9 protein-coding genes, 2 tRNA genes and 3 rRNA genes are annotated in these 17352 nt (G+C 56.3%); 13 read left to right on the forward strand and 1 reads right to left on the reverse strand.

The genetic code is table 11. The features are described 5' to 3' along the window. Window positions 1-73 precede the first annotated feature (73 nt). The 4 genes from ACPJXG_RS28810 to ACPJXG_RS28825 all read left to right on the forward strand — a co-directional run bounded on the left by ACPJXG_RS28810 (window position 74) and on the right by ACPJXG_RS28825 (window position 3460). The gene (locus tag ACPJXG_RS28810; protein ID WP_425253030.1) at window positions 74-1054 is read left to right on the forward strand and encodes an N-acetylglucosamine kinase; all 981 of its coding nucleotides are present in this window, start codon (window positions 74-76) and stop codon (window positions 1052-1054) included. Then, window positions 1051-1860 carry an N-acetylmuramoyl-L-alanine amidase gene (locus ACPJXG_RS28815; RefSeq protein WP_278317347.1) on the forward strand — a complete coding sequence of 270 codons (810 nt, stop codon included), beginning with the start codon at window positions 1051-1053 and terminating at the stop codon, window positions 1858-1860. Before ACPJXG_RS28810 ends, ACPJXG_RS28815 begins: the two co-directional genes overlap by 4 nt. A gap of 83 nt (window positions 1861-1943) precedes the next feature. After that, the gene (locus ACPJXG_RS28820; protein WP_425253031.1) at window positions 1944-2846 is read left to right on the forward strand and encodes a LysR family transcriptional regulator; all 903 of its coding nucleotides are present in this window, start codon (window positions 1944-1946) and stop codon (window positions 2844-2846) included. Then, window positions 2846-3460: a M15 family metallopeptidase gene (locus ACPJXG_RS28825; protein ID WP_402719782.1), complete on the forward strand. Its 615-nt coding sequence runs from the start codon at window positions 2846-2848 to the stop codon at window positions 3458-3460. The genes ACPJXG_RS28820 and ACPJXG_RS28825 overlap by 1 nt, the downstream gene beginning before the upstream one ends. On the opposite strand, the gene ACPJXG_RS28830 is transcribed toward ACPJXG_RS28825, so the two are convergent. Further along, window positions 3461-4840 (reverse strand): sodium-dependent transporter, encoded by a 1380-nt coding sequence (locus tag ACPJXG_RS28830; protein WP_425253032.1) that lies wholly within the window; start codon window positions 4838-4840, stop codon window positions 3461-3463. Between the two features lie 511 nt (window positions 4841-5351). Here ACPJXG_RS28830 and ACPJXG_RS28835 point away from each other — a divergent pair. From ACPJXG_RS28835 to ACPJXG_RS28875, 9 genes are all read left to right on the forward strand, one after another. Then, window positions 5352-6884: ribosomal RNA gene (locus tag ACPJXG_RS28835) — 16S ribosomal RNA — on the forward strand. Window positions 6885-6984: 100 nt separating this feature from the next. Beyond that, window positions 6985-7061 (forward strand) — tRNA-Ile (locus tag ACPJXG_RS28840). A 19-nt stretch (window positions 7062-7080) separates the two neighbouring features. Beyond that, a tRNA-Ala gene (locus ACPJXG_RS28845) sits at window positions 7081-7156 on the forward strand. A 248-nt stretch (window positions 7157-7404) separates the two neighbouring features. Further along, window positions 7405-10295 (forward strand): 23S ribosomal RNA (locus ACPJXG_RS28850). 138 nt (window positions 10296-10433) lie between these two features. Next, window positions 10434-10546: ribosomal RNA gene (rrf, locus tag ACPJXG_RS28855) — 5S ribosomal RNA — on the forward strand. Together the 16S, 23S and 5S rRNA genes with 2 tRNA genes alongside form the textbook arrangement of a ribosomal RNA operon. Before the next feature lie 124 nt (window positions 10547-10670). Beyond that, window positions 10671-12107 carry a DUF3375 domain-containing protein gene (locus ACPJXG_RS28860; protein ID WP_035823189.1) on the forward strand — a complete coding sequence of 479 codons (1437 nt, stop codon included), beginning with the start codon at window positions 10671-10673 and terminating at the stop codon, window positions 12105-12107. Continuing rightward, window positions 12107-12703 carry a DUF4194 domain-containing protein gene (locus tag ACPJXG_RS28865; protein WP_200880401.1) on the forward strand — a complete coding sequence of 199 codons (597 nt, stop codon included), beginning with the start codon at window positions 12107-12109 and terminating at the stop codon, window positions 12701-12703. The genes ACPJXG_RS28860 and ACPJXG_RS28865 overlap by 1 nt, the downstream gene beginning before the upstream one ends. Then, window positions 12700-16098 carry an ATP-binding protein gene (locus ACPJXG_RS28870; protein ID WP_035823185.1) on the forward strand — a complete coding sequence of 1133 codons (3399 nt, stop codon included), beginning with the start codon at window positions 12700-12702 and terminating at the stop codon, window positions 16096-16098. Before ACPJXG_RS28865 ends, ACPJXG_RS28870 begins: the two co-directional genes overlap by 4 nt. Before the next feature lie 5 nt (window positions 16099-16103). Next, complete coding sequence (locus tag ACPJXG_RS28875; protein WP_235211768.1) at window positions 16104-17300, forward strand: DUF3322 domain-containing protein; 1197 nt, start codon at window positions 16104-16106, stop codon at window positions 17298-17300. Window positions 17301-17352 lie beyond the last annotated feature (52 nt).

Genomic DNA, 17352 nt, shown 5'->3' on the forward strand with positions numbered 1-17352 from the left:
TCCATAACCTGCAGGCATGAAACATGCGCAAGCTTTCATGCCTGCAAGCCCAGCTTGGCTTTACACTCATGCCATGATTTCCTTCCCTGCAACCAATATTGACACTGCCGTGCTCGGGCTGGGCATCGACGCTGGCGGCACGCAGACGCGCTGGGCTTTGGCCGGCGCGGATGGCGTCATCGTGGCGGACGGGGCCGTGGAAGGCTTGTCTGCCTTGCAAATGAGCAGCGAAGCGGGCCGCGCAGCCGTGCACGCCACGTTTGCGAAACTGTCTCAGGCTGTGCTGGCTATCGGCCAGCCGCGCGCCGTGGTGGCTGGCTTGACGGGTTTTGGCGGCGACGATGTGACGCTGGCGCAAACGCTGGCCACCTTGCTGGCGCTGGACGCCGTTGACGTGACGATCTGCAATGATATCGACATCGCCTATCGCGACAGTTTTGAACCCGGCGAAGGTTATCTGGTCTACGCTGGCACAGGCTCGATTGCCGCCTGGATCGATGCGGAGGGCGTGTTTCACCGCGCAGGCGGGCGCGGCGTGTTGCTCGACGATGGCGGCGGCGGTTACTGGATCGCGCGCGAAGCCTTGCGCCATATCTGGCGCCGCGAAGACGAGGCGCCCGGCAGCTGGCAAGCGTCTCCCATGGCCGAGGCCGTGTTTGCGCAGCTGGGCGGCAGCGACTGGTCATTATCGCGCGCCTTCATGTATGGCCAGGACCGGGGCGCCATTGGTCGGCTGGCGCTGGCCGTGGCCGCCAGTGCCGATGCCGACCCGCTGGCGCTGGACATCTTGCAGCGCGCGGGACAGGAACTGGCGCGCTTGGCGCTGGCCCTGGTATCTCGCCATGGTCCGCGTCCCGTGGTGCTGGCGGGCCGTGCGGCGCAATTGCACCCGGCCATTGCTTCAGCCATGCGCGCCGCTTTGCCTGTATCGTTGACGATGGAACAGAAAGTTGCCCGTCCACATGAGGCGGCGACCAGGATCGCCGTCAAGACGGCGATCAAGACACAGGCCAAGACTGAACATTTTATTAACCCGAACACGGATCTTTCATGAAAAAAATTGCCCTCGCCCTGCTGGTGGCCCTGCTCTCCGCCTGTACCACGCCCGCGCCGCACCTCGACCACAGCTTGAACGCGCGCGGCCAGAGCCCGCGCGTGAAATTCATCGTCATCCATTACACGGTCAGCGACCTGCCCCGCTCGATCAAGATCCTGACGGAACAAGTGGTCAGCAGCCATTATTTGCTGACGGACACGGACAAGCCGAAGTTTTACGTGCTGGTCGACGAATCGCGCCAGGCCAATCACGCGGGTGTGAGTAACTGGAAGACTTATACACAGCTGAATGTCAGCTCGATCGGTATCGAGATCGTCAACCCCGGTTACAAGGACACGCCGGAAGGCCGTCTCTGGTACCCGTTCCCGCAGGCGCAGATCGATGAGCTGATTCCGCTGCTGAAAGATATCCAGGCCCGCTACAACATCGCGCCGGAAAATATCCTTGGTCATAACGAGATCGCGCCGCAGCGCAAGCAGGATCCGGGTCCGCTGTTCCCATGGCGTCAGCTGGCTGATGCGGGCCTGATCGTCTGGCCGGACGCGAACCGCGTTGCCGCGCAGCGAATCATGTTTGAACAGCAAGTGCCGGATGCCGTCTGGTTCCAGAAAAAGCTGGCCCAGCACGGTTATGCGACGCCGAACACGGGCGTGTTCGATGAAGCGACGCGCAATGTGCTGATCGCCTTCCAGATGAAATACCGCAACACCTTGTTCGATGGCACGCCCGATGGCGAAACGGCGGCCCTGCTGGAAGTGCTGACGACGCCAGTCCCAGCGGCCCCAGCTGTTGTTGCAAAGTAGCATGGCCGTTCCAGCCCATGACTTTTTCTTATATGCTGAACGTTGACGGCCCAGGCGGCCACGGCAAGGTAAAGGAATAGCTCATGCGGCTGCGTCATATCGAAGTGTTTCACGCCATCATGCAAGTTGGCACCATCAGCGGCGCCGCCCAGGTGCTGCATATCTCGCAACCGGCCGTGACCAAGGTCTTGCAGCATTGCGAATTGCAACTGGGCATGCCGCTGTTCGAGCGCGTGCGGGGCAAGCTGTACCCGAAGCCTGAGGCGCACCGGCTGTTTGTCGAGACGGAAAAGCTCAACCGTGATTTATTGGGCATCCGCCGCCTCGCGGCCAGCCTGAAGGGCCATGCGGTGGAAACCATCCGCCTGGTTTCCACGCCGACGATTGCCATCAGCGTCTTGCCCTTCGCCATGACGCAGTGGCGGCGCGACTTTCCCCACACGCGTTGCCAGCTGGCCACCCACCATACGAGCGAGATCGTCAATACCCTGCGCCTCGGTGAAGCGGACCTGGCCGTGTCGCTGCAAGACCCGCGCCATCCGGGCATCGTGGCCGAACCGCTCGCGCAGGGCGTCATGACGGTGATCGCGCCGGCTGGCACGTGGCGCGCGGCCGATTGCGGCACCCCGTTGACGGCGCATGGCCTGAACGGCGAGCTGATCGGCCATACGGACAATGATCCGCTGGGCGAATTGGTGCTGGCCGCCTGCGAAGCGCAAGATATCCACCCCGTGTTTTCTACCGTGGTGCAAACTTATCAAATCGCCCGTTCCCTGGTGGAAGCGGGCGCCGGCATGGCCGTCGTCGATCCGTTTACGGCCGCGTCCGGGTCGCCCGAGCGGCTGCAGCGCCGTCCTTGGGCGCCCACGATCCCGATCCAACTGTATTTATTGACGGCGAGCCACTCGCCGCTGTCGCATGGCGCGCGGCGCCTGGCCGACAGCATCGGCGTGGCGGCGCGCAACTGCCTGGAAAGAGGCGTCTGATGTCTGTTGCAAGTTTGCAATTGGAAGCGGTGAGCAGCGATCCGCAATTTCGCCACCTCAGCAGCATCGCCGGTATCGCCGTCGACTTGCGCTACGCCACGCCCGACAATTTCGTCGGCCGCGACTTATACAGTCCGATTGATTGCGCCTGGCTGCACCGCGATGCGGCCGCTGCCCTGGAACAGGCCGTGGCCTGGCTGGCCGCGCGGCGGCCCGATCATCATTTATTGGTACTCGACGCCCTGCGTCCGCAACGGGTACAGCAGCAGCTGTGGGATGCGCTGCAGGGAACGGAGTTGCTCGGCTATATCGCGGAACCTTCGCGCGGCTCGATCCATTCGTTCGGCATGGCGCTCGACATCACCATCGTCGACCCGGATGGACAGGAACTCGACATGGGCACGGGCTTTGACGACCTGAGTGAGCGCTCGCACCCAGCACTGGAGCTGGTGATGCTGGAAAGGGGGGAAATTACGCAGGAGCAGGTGGACCATCGCCGATTGTTGCGCGACGCCATGTTCCAGGCGGGCTTTTTCGGCATCAACAGCGAATGGTGGCATTTTGATTGCGGCGACCGGGTGCTGGTGCGCCAGACCTACACCCGGGTTCTTTAATTAGAAGACTTTCAGGCCCTTCAGCATTACGATCAGGATCAATACGGGCGAGACAAAGCGCAGCAGAAACAGCAGCACATGCGCCAATTTTCTGTTCTGCAACTGGCCATGATTGCTGATCGCCTCGATGAAATGCTGCTTGCCCCAGGCCCAGCCGGTAAACAAGGCAATCGCGATGCCGCCTACCGGCAGGAAGATATTCGACGAGACGAAGTCGAACAGATCAAACATATTCAAATTAAACAGCTTGAAGTTCGCCAGGGTGCTGTTACTCAGCGCGCATACGGAACCGAGCACGGCCAGCAGCAGCATGGTCACGATGGTGGCCCTGGTGCGCGTCCAGCCGAAGCGTTCATGGAAAATCACCACCGGCACTTCCATCAGCGACAGCATCGCCCCCGTGGCGGCCACGGCGGCCAGGATGAAAAACACCACCATCAGGGCTTGCCCCATCGGAATTTGCGAAAACACGGCCGGGATCGTGATGAATACCAGCGACGGCCCCGCGCTGGGGGCGAAGCCGAACGTGAACACGGCGGGGAAGATGGCGATGCCGGCCAGCATCGATACGCCGAGGTCGGCCGCCATCACGCGTAAAGTCGTGACGGGGATATTCTGGTCGTCGCGGAAATAGCTGCCGTAGGTCATCATCGTGCCCATGCCAACGGACAATTTAAAGAAGGCCAGGCCCATGGCCGTCAGCACGACGGAAGCCGTCAGCTTGGAAAAATCAGGACGGAACAGGAACGCCAGTCCTTCGGCTGCCTTATCGAGCGACAGGCTGACCGCGCAGAGCAGGAGCAACAGCAGGAACAGCAGCGGCATCAGTTTCTTGGCGATTGCTTCGATGCCCTTGGTTACGCCCAGCATCAATATGCCGCCGATAAACAGCAGCACGCCCCATTGCCACAACAGCGATTGCACGGGATTGCTGATCAGCGAAGCGAAGGCGGCCTCCGTCACCACTTTGTCGCTGCTGAGGATAGAGCCATCGATGGCCTTGGCGATATACGCAAACACCCAGCCCACCACTTCAGAATAGAACGCGACGATCAGGAAGGCGGCGACCATGCCGATCACGCCAACGAGCCACCAGGGCTTGCCCTTCGGTGCCAGCTGTTCCATGGTGGAAATGGGATTGACCTTGGCCCGGCGCCCCAGGGTGATTTCCGCGATCATCACGGGCAATCCCACTAATAAGGTGGCGAGCAGATAGATGAGCAGGAAACCGGCGCCGCCATTGGCGCCTGTCAGGTAGGGGAACTTCCAGATGTTGCCGAGGCCGACTGCGGAACCGAGGGTGGCGGCGAGTACGCCGAAGCCAGTGGTAAAGCCAGCCCGTTTCAGGGTCAGGCCTGATCCTTGAGCTTGTTGTTTCATGGTGAATCTTCTATGGTGGGACGCGAATTTGCGCTGAGGGGGCGAAATTGTAGCAGTTGGCCGCAAATACCCCGGAAAAGCCTTGCTACTACGGGGGCGCTTTGCTATAGTTCGCCTCCCCAATGAGACGCAGTCAATGCGGCAGTTGAGGATCACCGGAAACGGCGATGAGTAGTAAAAGAAGGAGTTGACGGATTTAGCGAAATGCTTCATACTCTTCCTTCTTCGCAGCTGACAAACACAACGCTTTGTCGATAGCGCGAAAGCAGTACCGAATACAGTTCTTTAACAATTAACAGTCGATAAGTGTGGGCATTTGATGTAAGTGCAGCGTCAATCTTCGGATTGGTGTAAAACTTAAAATATCAAATGTTCACAAGAAATAATAAAATAGGATACTTCTTCGGAAGTAACCTGTCAGTTTTTTGAGTGAGCAAATCTTTTGCAATGCAAAAGATTTGGATGGTAGTGATACTGTCCGACCTGTCAGAAATGACATTAAACAGAGATTAAACTGAAGAGTTTGATCCTGGCTCAGATTGAACGCTGGCGGCATGCCTTACACATGCAAGTCGAACGGCAGCACGGAGCTTGCTCTGGTGGCGAGTGGCGAACGGGTGAGTAATATATCGGAACGTACCCTAGAGTGGGGGATAACGTAGCGAAAGTTACGCTAATACCGCATACGATCTAAGGATGAAAGTGGGGGATCGCAAGACCTCATGCTCGTGGAGCGGCCGATATCTGATTAGCTAGTTGGTAGGGTAAAAGCCTACCAAGGCATCGATCAGTAGCTGGTCTGAGAGGACGACCAGCCACACTGGAACTGAGACACGGTCCAGACTCCTACGGGAGGCAGCAGTGGGGAATTTTGGACAATGGGCGAAAGCCTGATCCAGCAATGCCGCGTGAGTGAAGAAGGCCTTCGGGTTGTAAAGCTCTTTTGTCAGGGAAGAAACGGTGAGAGCTAATATCTCTTGCTAATGACGGTACCTGAAGAATAAGCACCGGCTAACTACGTGCCAGCAGCCGCGGTAATACGTAGGGTGCAAGCGTTAATCGGAATTACTGGGCGTAAAGCGTGCGCAGGCGGTTTTGTAAGTCTGATGTGAAATCCCCGGGCTCAACCTGGGAATTGCATTGGAGACTGCAAGGCTAGAATCTGGCAGAGGGGGGGTAGAATTCCACGTGTAGCAGTGAAATGCGTAGATATGTGGAGGAACACCGATGGCGAAGGCAGCCCCCCTGGGTCAAGATTGACGCTCATGCACGAAAGCGTGGGGAGCAAACAGGATTAGATACCCTGGTAGTCCACGCCCTAAACGATGTCTACTAGTTGTCGGGTCTTAATTGACTTGGTAACGCAGCTAACGCGTGAAGTAGACCGCCTGGGGAGTACGGTCGCAAGATTAAAACTCAAAGGAATTGACGGGGACCCGCACAAGCGGTGGATGATGTGGATTAATTCGATGCAACGCGAAAAACCTTACCTACCCTTGACATGGCTGGAATCCTCGAGAGATTGAGGAGTGCTCGAAAGAGAACCAGTACACAGGTGCTGCATGGCTGTCGTCAGCTCGTGTCGTGAGATGTTGGGTTAAGTCCCGCAACGAGCGCAACCCTTGTCATTAGTTGCTACGAAAGGGCACTCTAATGAGACTGCCGGTGACAAACCGGAGGAAGGTGGGGATGACGTCAAGTCCTCATGGCCCTTATGGGTAGGGCTTCACACGTCATACAATGGTACATACAGAGCGCCGCCAACCCGCGAGGGGGAGCTAATCGCAGAAAGTGTATCGTAGTCCGGATTGTAGTCTGCAACTCGACTGCATGAAGTTGGAATCGCTAGTAATCGCGGATCAGCATGTCGCGGTGAATACGTTCCCGGGTCTTGTACACACCGCCCGTCACACCATGGGAGCGGGTTTTACCAGAAGTAGGTAGCTTAACCGCAAGGAGGGCGCTTACCACGGTAGGATTCGTGACTGGGGTGAAGTCGTAACAAGGTAGCCGTATCGGAAGGTGCGGCTGGATCACCTCCTTTCTAGAGTTTGCACGAATCATGTAAATGATTCACGCATCAAATGTTCACACTTATCGGCTGTTTAATTAAGAAGAAACAGTAGTCGTAGTAGTTCCGCGTTGGGGCTGTAGCTCAGCTGGTTAGAGCACCGTGTTGATAACGCGGGGGTCGTTGGTTCGAGTCCAACCAGCCCTACCAGCTAATTAGTAATATCTCAGGGGGATTAGCTCAGCTGGGAGAGCACCTGCTTTGCAAGCAGGGGGTCGTCGGTTCGATCCCGTCATCCTCCACCACGTTTTACTCGAAAGTGCAAATGTAAGCCAGTCAAACAGACCCGGTTTAGATTTGATCTTTTAGCGATCAAAGCTGTTTCGTTCTTTAACAATCTGGAAGAAGTAAAGATTATTTATTGATCGGTTTGCCGTAAAAAGCGAATCGATGGGTAATGATTGTATGTATCAACAAACAAGCAACAACGTTGTACTTTCTTATCCCTGTAGCGCTCTTTGGTCACCTCGGTGAGCAGAGGCTAACGTTATAGGGACAAGCGAATAAGTGCACATGGTGGATGCCTTGGCGATTACAGGCGATGAAGGACGTAGTAGCTTGCGATAAGCTGCGGGGAGTGAGCAAACACACTTTGATCCGCAGATTTCCGAATGGGGCAACCCACCCTTTTAGGGTATTGCATACTGAATACATAGGTATGCAAGGCGAACGCGGCGAACTGAAACATCTAAGTAGCTGCAGGAAAAGAAATCAACCGAGATTCCCAAAGTAGCGGCGAGCGAAATGGGAAGAGCCTGTACGTGATAGTCGGACTGATAGAAGAATCCTCTGGAAATAGGAACCGTAGCGGGTGATAGTCCCGTATTCGAAATCAGACCGGTGATACTAAGCGTACGACAAGTAGGGCGGGACACGTGACATCCTGTCTGAATATGGGGGGACCATCCTCCAAGGCTAAATACTCGTAATCGACCGATAGTGAACCAGTACCGTGAGGGAAAGGCGAAAAGAACCCCGGAAGGGGAGTGAAATAGATCCTGAAACCGTGTGCATACAAACAGTAGGAGCGGACTTGTTCCGTGACTGCGTACCTTTTGTATAATGGGTCAGCGACTTACATTCAGTGGCAAGGTTAACCGAATAGGGAAGCCGTAGAGAAATCGAGTCCGAATAGGGCGATCAGTCGCTGGGTGTAGACCCGAAACCAAGTGATCTACTCATGGCCAGGATGAAGGTGCGGTAACACGCCCTGGAGGTCCGAACCCACTAATGTTGAAAAATTAGGGGATGAGCTGTGGGTAGGGGTGAAAGGCTAAACAAACTTGGAAATAGCTGGTTCTCTCCGAAAACTATTTAGGTAGTGCCTCAAGTATCACCATCGGGGGTAGAGCACTGTTATGGCTAGGGGGTCATTGCGACTTACCAAACCATTGCAAACTCCGAATACCGATGAGTGCGAGCTTGGGAGACAGACGTCGGGTGCTAACGTCCGGCGTCAAGAGGGAAACAACCCAGACCGCCAGCTAAGGTCCCAAAGATTGGCTAAGTGGAAAACGAAGTGGGAAGGCTAAAACAGTCAGGATGTTGGCTTAGAAGCAGCCATCATTTAAAGAAAGCGTAATAGCTCACTGATCGAGTCGTCCTGCGCGGAAGATGTAACGGGGCTAAGCCAGTCACCGAAGCTGCGGATATTGTTCTGTGATTTATCACAGATATATATGGTAGGAGAGCGTTCTGTAAGCCTGCGAAGGTGTCTTGTAAAGGATGCTGGAGGTATCAGAAGTGCGAATGCTGACATGAGTAGCGATAATGGGGGTGAAAAGCCTCCACGCCGTAAGCCCAAGGTTTCCTGTTCAACGTTCATCGGAGCAGGGTGAGTCGGCCCCTAAGGCGAGGCAGAGATGCGTAGCTGATGGGAAGCAGGTTAATATTCCTGCACCGTCGTATGATGCGATGGGGGGACGGATCGCGGAAGGTTGTCCAACTGTTGGAATAGTTGGTTTTTGGCTCATAGAAGGCACTTAGGCAAATCCGGGTGCGGAATTCAAGGGGTTGAGACGAGTGAATTTATTCACGAAGCAATCGGAAGTGGTTCCAAGAAAAGCCTCTAAGCTTCAGTCATACGAGACCGTACCGCAAACCGACACAGGTGGGCGAGATGAGTATTCTAAGGCGCTTGAGAGAACTCGGGAGAAGGAACTCGGCAAATTGGTACCGTAACTTCGGGAAAAGGTACGCCCCGGTAGCTTGATTGGTTTTACTCCATGAGGGTGAAAGGGTTGCAATAAACTGGTGGCTGCGACTGTTTAATAAAAACACAGCACTCTGCAAACACGAAAGTGGACGTATAGGGTGTGACGCCTGCCCGGTGCTGGAAGATTAAATGATGGGGTGCAAGCTCTTGATTGAAGTCCCAGTAAACGGCGGCCGTAACTATAACGGTCCTAAGGTAGCGAAATTCCTTGTCGGGTAAGTTCCGACCTGCACGAATGGCGTAACGATGGCCACACTGTCTCCTCCCGAGACTCAGCGAAGTTGAAATGTTTGTGATGATGCAATCTACCCGCGGCTAGACGGAAAGACCCCATGAACCTTTACTGTAGCTTTGCATTGGACTTTGAACCAATCTGTGTAGGATAGGTGGGAGGCTTTGAAGCGGGGACGCTAGTTCTCGTGGAGCCAACCTTGAAATACCACCCTGGTTTGTTTGAGGTTCTAACCTTGGTCCGTTATCCGGATCGGGGACAGTGCATGGTAGGCAGTTTGACTGGGGCGGTCTCCTCCTAAAGTGTAACGGAGGAGTTCGAAGGTACGCTAGATACGGTCGGACATCGTGTTGATAGTGCAATGGCATAAGCGTGCTTAACTGCGAGACTGACAAGTCGAGCAGGTACGAAAGTAGGACATAGTGATCCGGTGGTTCTGTATGGAAGGGCCATCGCTCAACGGATAAAAGGTACTCTGGGGATAACAGGCTGATTCCTCCCAAGAGTTCATATCGACGGGGGAGTTTGGCACCTCGATGTCGGCTCATCACATCCTGGGGCTGTAGCCGGTCCCAAGGGTATGGCTGTTCGCCATTTAAAGTGGTACGTGAGCTGGGTTTAAAACGTCGTGAGACAGTTTGGTCCCTATCTGCCGTGGGCGTTGGAAATTTGAAGGGGGCTGCTCCTAGTACGAGAGGACCGGAGTGGACGAACCTCTGGTGTACCGGTTGTCACGCCAGTGGCATTGCCGGGTAGCTAAGTTCGGAAGAGATAACCGCTGAAAGCATCTAAGCGGGAAACTTGCCTTGAGATGAGATTTCCCAGAGCCTTGAGCTCTTTGAAGGGTCGTTCGAGACCAGGACGTTGATAGGCTGGGTGTGGAAGTGCAGTAATGCATTAAGCTAACCAGTACTAATTGCCCGTACGGCTTGTCCCTATAACCTTAGCAGGTACAGAGGATAAGACGGTACAACGTTGCGTGTGTGTTGATACAACCAGTCATTACCCCAATCTTTGCTTCTTCCAGATTCAGGCTTTGTCGTCCAATTGGAGACAAATGCCAGTACAAGTTATGCCTGATGACCATAGCAAGTTGGTCCCACCCCTTCCCATCCCGAACAGGACCGTGAAACAACTTTGCGCCGATGATAGTGCTGCAACCAGTGTGAAAGTAGGTTATCGTCAGGCTTGTTATTCGCAGTAAGAGAAAAACCCGTCAAGCAATTGGCGGGTTTTTTTTCGTCTGGAGATTTATCAAGAGATGTGATATTGATCGGTGCTACAGTACGCAATAGACTCAAAACGCGTACAGATGGACTATCAACAACTTTCTGCCCAGCGCCGCAACCATCCTGCCTGGCGTTTGCTTGCCGCTGATCATGCACCGATGATCGCCAGTTTCCTGCACCGTCATTTTATTGCTCCTAATATCCGTACCATCGCACGCCAGCAACTGGCATCGCATCTGGATGATCATCTGTATCATTTGCATGAACTGGCTGGTGAGGTGTTGTTTCCCAAAAGCGCGACAGCGTATCTGGACGATTGGGCTTCCGATGAACGAGGCTGGCTGCGCAAATATTATCCGAGCGGCCAGGATGAACCCCACTATGATCTGACGTCGCCGACCGAACAGGCGATCGCCTGGCTGCTCGGCCTGGGGCAGCGCCAATTCATCGGCACCGAATCGCGCCTGATGACAGTGTTCGATTTATTGCGACAGATTCTCGACGGAACCGAATTGAATCCGCGTACCCGCATCGCCGAGCTTCAGAAACGCAAGGCAGCCATCGATGCAGAAATCGGACAGATCGCCCAAGGACGGCTCGACATGATGGAGCCTGGTCAGGTACGCGAGCGCTTCCTGCAAATGTCGTCCACTGCACGCGAGCTATTGTCCGATTTTCGTGCCGTGGAACATAATTTTCGCAGCCTGGATCGCTCGGTGCGTGAACGTATCGCCGCATGGGAAGGCAACAAGGGCGAATTGCTGCAGGAAATTTTCGGCAAGCGCGATGTGATCGCCGATTCCGATGAAGGCAAGAGTTTTCGCGCCTTCTGGGATTTGTTGATGTCGCCATCTCGCCAGGATGAATTGACGGCGTTGTTGAATGCGGTAATGGCGCTCGATCCGGTACGCGAACTGGCACCCGATGGCCGCTTGCTGCGTATTCATTATGACTGGCTGGAGGCGGGCGAAGTGACGCAGCGTACGGTGGCCCGTTTGTCGGAACAGTTGCGACGCTATCTCGACGATCAGGCCTGGCTGGAAAACCGCCGCATCATGCAGTTGATACGCGACATAGAAAAAAAGGCGCTCGATGCGCGTGCGGTGGTCGAGCATGCCGCTTTTATCGAGATCGATGCCGCCGCACCGAATGTGCTGGCGCCGATGGATCGCATCTTGTTTACACCGCCCTTCAAACCCGTCATTTTGCATGGCGTGCTCGATGAAGCCGCCGAACCGGTGCCGTCGGATGCCTTGTTCGAGCAGGTCCATGTCGACCGCCTGAAACTGGCGTCGAATATCCAGCGCGCGCTACAGCAGCGCAAGCAAGTGTCGCTCGCCACGCTGATCGCCGAATATCCGCTCGAGCAAGGCCTGGCGGAACTGGCCACTTATCTGAGCCTGGCGACGCAGGAATTGCCAAGCGTGATCGACGATACGCAAGAAGAAACGATACACTGGAGCGATGCGCAGGGTCGTGCGCGGCTTGCCACCGTACCTCTTCTTATTTTCAGTGCATGATGAATTCATCCAGCGAAACTCATTACAGCCAGATCCTGATCGCCTTGATGCAAGGCGTGTTGTACCAGGAAAACGATGTCGCCTTATGGCAGCCACTGCTGCTGTTGCAAGCGCGCGTGCGCGATTATTACCAGCAAATCGGCCTGGAATTGATACTCGACGAAGCCGAGGGCTATGCCTATCTGCGCCAGCGTGCCACACCGGAAGGGGAAGTTGCACTACCGCGTCTGGTGCCTCGGCGCCAGCTCAGTTATCCGGTCAGTTTGATCCTGGTGCTGTTGCGTAAAAAGCTGGCGGAGTTCGATAGTCAAGCTGGCGATACGCGTTTGATTGTCAGCCGTGAGCAGATCACCGAACAATTGCGCCTTTTCCTGCCCGACACCGCCAATGAAGCGCGTTTGCTTGACCGCATGGAGGCGCATTTGAATAAAGTGGTCGAACTGGGCTTCCTGTATCGTTTGCGTGGACAGGATCAGCAATTTGAAGTGCGGCGCATTTTGAAGGCCTTTGTTGACGCGCAATGGCTTAGCGATTTTGAACAACGCCTGAACGATTACGCCAGTCATGGCGCGGGACTGTCGGAGGATGCGGAATGACGGCGCGGGATCATGAGGACGGCGTAAGTTCCCAATTAGATTTTGCGGAGCCGGCGCTACTTGAACGTGCGGGCTTCCGGCTGCATCACTTCGAAGTCCTGAATTGGGGGACCTTTCATGCGCGCGTGTGGAAAATGCATCCGGGCGGCGACAATCTGCTGCTGACCGGCGACATCGGTTCGGGCAAATCGACGCTGGTCGACGCGATTACCACCTTGCTGGTTCCCGCTCAAAAGATTTCCTATAACAAAGCCGCCGGTGCCGACGCGCATGAGCGCAGCCTGCGTACCTATGTGCTTGGCCATTACAAATCGGAACGCGGTGACACGGGCAGCACGGCGCGCGCGGTGGCCTTGCGCGACCAGAATACCTATGCCGTGATCCTTGGCGTGTTTTATAACGAAGGCTACGATCAGACGGTGACCCTGGCGCAGGTCTTCTGGCTCAAGGATGCGCGCGGCCAGCCCGAGCGTTTTTATGTTGTGGCGGACAGCGCCTTGTCGATCGTGGATCAGTTCGCTGGCTTCGGTACCGATATCACCCAGCTGCGCAAGCGCCTGCGCGCCAGCAAGGGTATAACCCTATACGACAGTTTTCCACCGTATGGTGCCGATTTCCGCCGCCGCTTCGGCATCGGCAATGAACAGGCGATGGAGTTGTTTCACCAGACGGTGTCGATGAAATCGGTCGGCAACCTGACCGACTTCGTGCGTGAGCACATGCTTGAAGCATTTCCCGTCGAAGAGCGGATTGCCGCCCTGATTGCCCATTTCGATGATCTGCATCGCGCGCACGAAGCTGTACTCAAGGCGAAGCAACAGATCGAGCAATTGCTGCCGCTCACTGCCGATTGCGCACGCCACGCCAGCTTGCAACAGCAGGATGAGCAGTTGCGCGGCTGCCGCGAAGCGCTGCGGCCGTGGTTTGCTGCCTTGAAAAGTGAGTTGCTGGAAAGCCGCCTGGAGCAACTGGTGCTGGAACTGGAAAAAACCGCCGCGCGCCTGCAGCGGCTGCAACAGCAGCGCGGCGAACAAGGCCTGCGCCGCGATGAAATACGGGAAGCCATTTCCGCCAACGGCGGCAATCGCCTGGCGCAGATCGACGCCGAGATCGCGCGCCGGCAAACGCTGAAGGATGAGCGTGCGCGGCGCGCAGCGCTCTACGAGCAATTGGCGCAAGCGCTGGGCTTGCCTGGTGCTGCCGATGACGAAGGCTTTCGCGCCAATTTGCGTGCTATCGACAGTGGCCAGGCGCAATGCGTCGCGCAGCGCGACGAGTGCCAGAACACCCTGACAGAGGCGGGTGTCATGGTGCGCGAACTGGGCGCCAGCCATGGCGAGTTATCGGCGGAGCTCGCATCGTTGCGCCAGCGCCGCTCGAATATTCCAGGCCAGATGCTGAAACTGCGTGACTTGCTGTGCGGCGCGCTTGATCTCGATGGTGATGAGCTGCCCTTTGTTGGCGAGTTGATCCAGGTACGCGACGATGCTGGCGCGTGGGAGGGCGCGGCCGAACGTTTGCTGCACAATTTCGGCCTGGCGCTGCTGGTGCCGGAAGCCCATTATGCGGCGGTGGCGGCATGGGTGGACCGCAGCCATCTTGGAGCGCGCCTGGTGTATTTTCGGGTACGCGCGGTCAATGTGCCGGAAGCACGGCCGCTGCATGCGGACTCCCTGGTGCGCAAGCTGTCCATCAAGCCGGATTCGGCGTTTTATCCCTGGATCGCCGGTGAACTGGCGCGGCGTTTCGACTACGCATGCTGTGAATCGCTGCAGCAATTCCAACGTGAAAAATTGGCCATCACGCACAACGGCCAGATCAAGGCGGGTGGCGAGCGCCATGAAAAGGATGACCGTCATCAGTTGCAAGACCGCACCCGTTATGTGCTGGGCTGGACCAACCAGGCCAAGATCGCGGCGCTGGAAAAGCAGGCGCGTGATTTGTCATTGCGCATCACCGCCCATCGTGCACGCATCAGTGCACTGGGCATTGATGTCAAAACGCATCAGGACCGCCTGGGTCACTGGCAGCAACTGGCAGTGTTCCAGCATTTCGACGAACTGGACTGGAAGCCCTTGCTGCTGGCGATCGAACAATTACTGCGTGAAAAAGAGGCACTGGAAGCGGCGTCCGATCTGCTGCAAGAGCTGCAGGGCCAGCTTGAGGCGTTGACGCAAGCGCAAGCCAAAACGGATGACGACATTAGCCGCCACACCACCGAGCACGCCAGACTCAGCGAACGCCAGGAGCAGGCCAGCGGTCACTTGGGCGATTGCGCACAGTTGCTGGACGCCACGCCGTCGCACGCGCGTGAGCTGTATTTTCCCTTGCTGCAGCGGCTACAGGGGGAAGCGCTGGGCGAACACAAACTGACGGTGGAGTCGTGCGACAACCGTGAAAAAGACATGCGCACTTTCTTGCAGGCGCGTATCGATGCCGACAGCAAGAAAATCGCCGGTTTGCGCGATCGTATCATCAACGCCATGAGTGATTACGTCACGGCGTGGCCGCTCGATACGCGTGAAGTCGATGTCAGCATCAATGCCGCTGGCGAGTTTGGCAAGATGCTGGCGGCACTGCAGGCCGATGACTTGCCACGCTTTGCGCAGCGCTTCAAGGAATTGCTCAATGAAAACACGATACGCGAAATTGCTGGCTTCCAATCACAGCTCAAGCGCGAACGTGAAACCATACGCGAACGTATCGATATCATCAACCGCTCGCTGCACGATATCGATTACAACCCCAACCGCTATATCGCGCTGGAGGCCGAGCCCAACCTGGACGCTGACCTGCGCGATTTCCAGGCCGACTTGCGTGCCTGCACGGAAGGCGCGCTGACGGGATCGAGCGATGAAGAATATACGGAAGCCAAATTTCTGCAGGTCAAAACGATTATCGAGCGCTTCCGTGGCCGCAGTGGGAGCGGCGAGGTGGACAAGCGCTGGACGCGCAAGGTGACCGATGTGCGCAACTGGTTTGTGTTTTCGGCCTCCGAGCGCTGGCGTGAAGATGACCGCGAGCATGAACATTACACTGATGCAGGTGGCAAGTCCGGCGGTCAGAAGGAAAAGCTGGCCTATACCGTGTTGGCCGCCAGTCTGGCATACCAATTCGGCCTGGAGTGGGGCGTCGTGCGTTCGCGATCCTTCCGTTTTGTCGTGATCGATGAGGCGTTCGGCCGCGGCTCGGATGAGTCCGCGCGCTATGGGCTGGAACTGTTCAAGCGCATGAATCTGCAATTGCTGATCGTCACGCCGTTGCAAAAAATCCATATCATCGAACCCTATGTTGCCGGCCTTGGCTTCGTGCATAGCGAAGAGGGCCGGCAATCGATGTTGCGCTGCCTGAGCATCGAGCGGTACCAGGCCGAGCGCCAGGCTCGCGGCGCATGAGTGCCATGAGCAGCAACTGGACCACGCCGGCCGACATTCGTACACAGTTACTGCGCCTGTGGGACAGCGGTCGCCTGCTGGCTGCGCATGTCAATCAGAGCGCGCTGTTTCCTTTGCACCTCAATCTGCGCCAGCCAGCCTCGGCGAACCTGGGCGAGCAATTCGATGAAGTGCGGCGCTGGATCCACCAACTTGACGAAGGCAGCAAGAGTCACAAGGGCTACGGCTACACCATCGAATGGCGTGATATCAATCATCGCCAGTTGGGGCGCAATCGCATGCCGGCTGGCTTGACCGTGGACGAAGAGGGCGACGCCTTGCGGCTGATCGGAAAAATGGCGGAGAAGCGGCATTTCGAGCAATTGCTGACGCTGACGCTGCAGGTTTTTCCTGCTTTGGCTGGCTGGATCGCGCGCCGTCCGATGCTGTTGCTCGAGCACGCGCCCGCATGGGAACGCATCGTGCTGATTTTGCAATGGTTTGTGGCGCATCCACGTCCGCAGCTTTACTTGCGCGAACTCGACATCGCTGGGGTGGATGGAAAATTCATCGAAACGCGCAAGGCCTTGCTGGCGGAATTACTGGATCAGCTAATGCTGCCCGAGGCGATCAACGCGCAGGCCGTCGGGGCGCGCCAATTTGAAACGCGTTATGGATTATTGAGCAAACCGGTATTGATACGTTTTCGCCTGCTCGATCCGCGTCATTATATCGCTGGTTTGTCTGACCTGAGCGTACCGGTAGCGCAGTTCGCTGCCTTGCATGTCAATGTAAAACGCGTCTTTATTACCGAGAATGAAATCAATGGCCTGGCGTTTCCGGAGGTTGAAGACAGCATGGTGATTTTCGGTGGCGGTTATAGTGTCGAACGCCTCGGCGATGTGCCCTGGTTGGCTGACAAGGAAGTAATTTACTGGGGCGATATCGATACGCACGGTTTTGCCATACTGGATCGCTTGCGCGCATACTTGCCGCAAGCACGCTCCATGCTGATGGACATCGCGACCCTGGAAGCGCACCGCTTGTTGTGGGGAAGTGAAGAGCCGCATAAACGCCACGGTGGTAATCTGACCCGCTTGACGCATGAGGAACTGGCCCTGTTTAAAATACTGCATGAACATGCTTTGGGCGAGTGCCTTCGCATGGAGCAGGAAAGACTGGGTTTTCGCTGGGTCAGGACAGCGATACAAAACCTTGACTAATAAATCTTGGATGAAAGACTTGCTGCTATCGCGACGTAGGGCTATAATTCGC

The sequence above is a fragment of the Janthinobacterium sp. NFX145 genome, from assembly GCF_049810325.1.
Classification (GTDB): Bacteria; Pseudomonadota; Gammaproteobacteria; order Burkholderiales; family Burkholderiaceae_D; genus Janthinobacterium; species Janthinobacterium rivuli.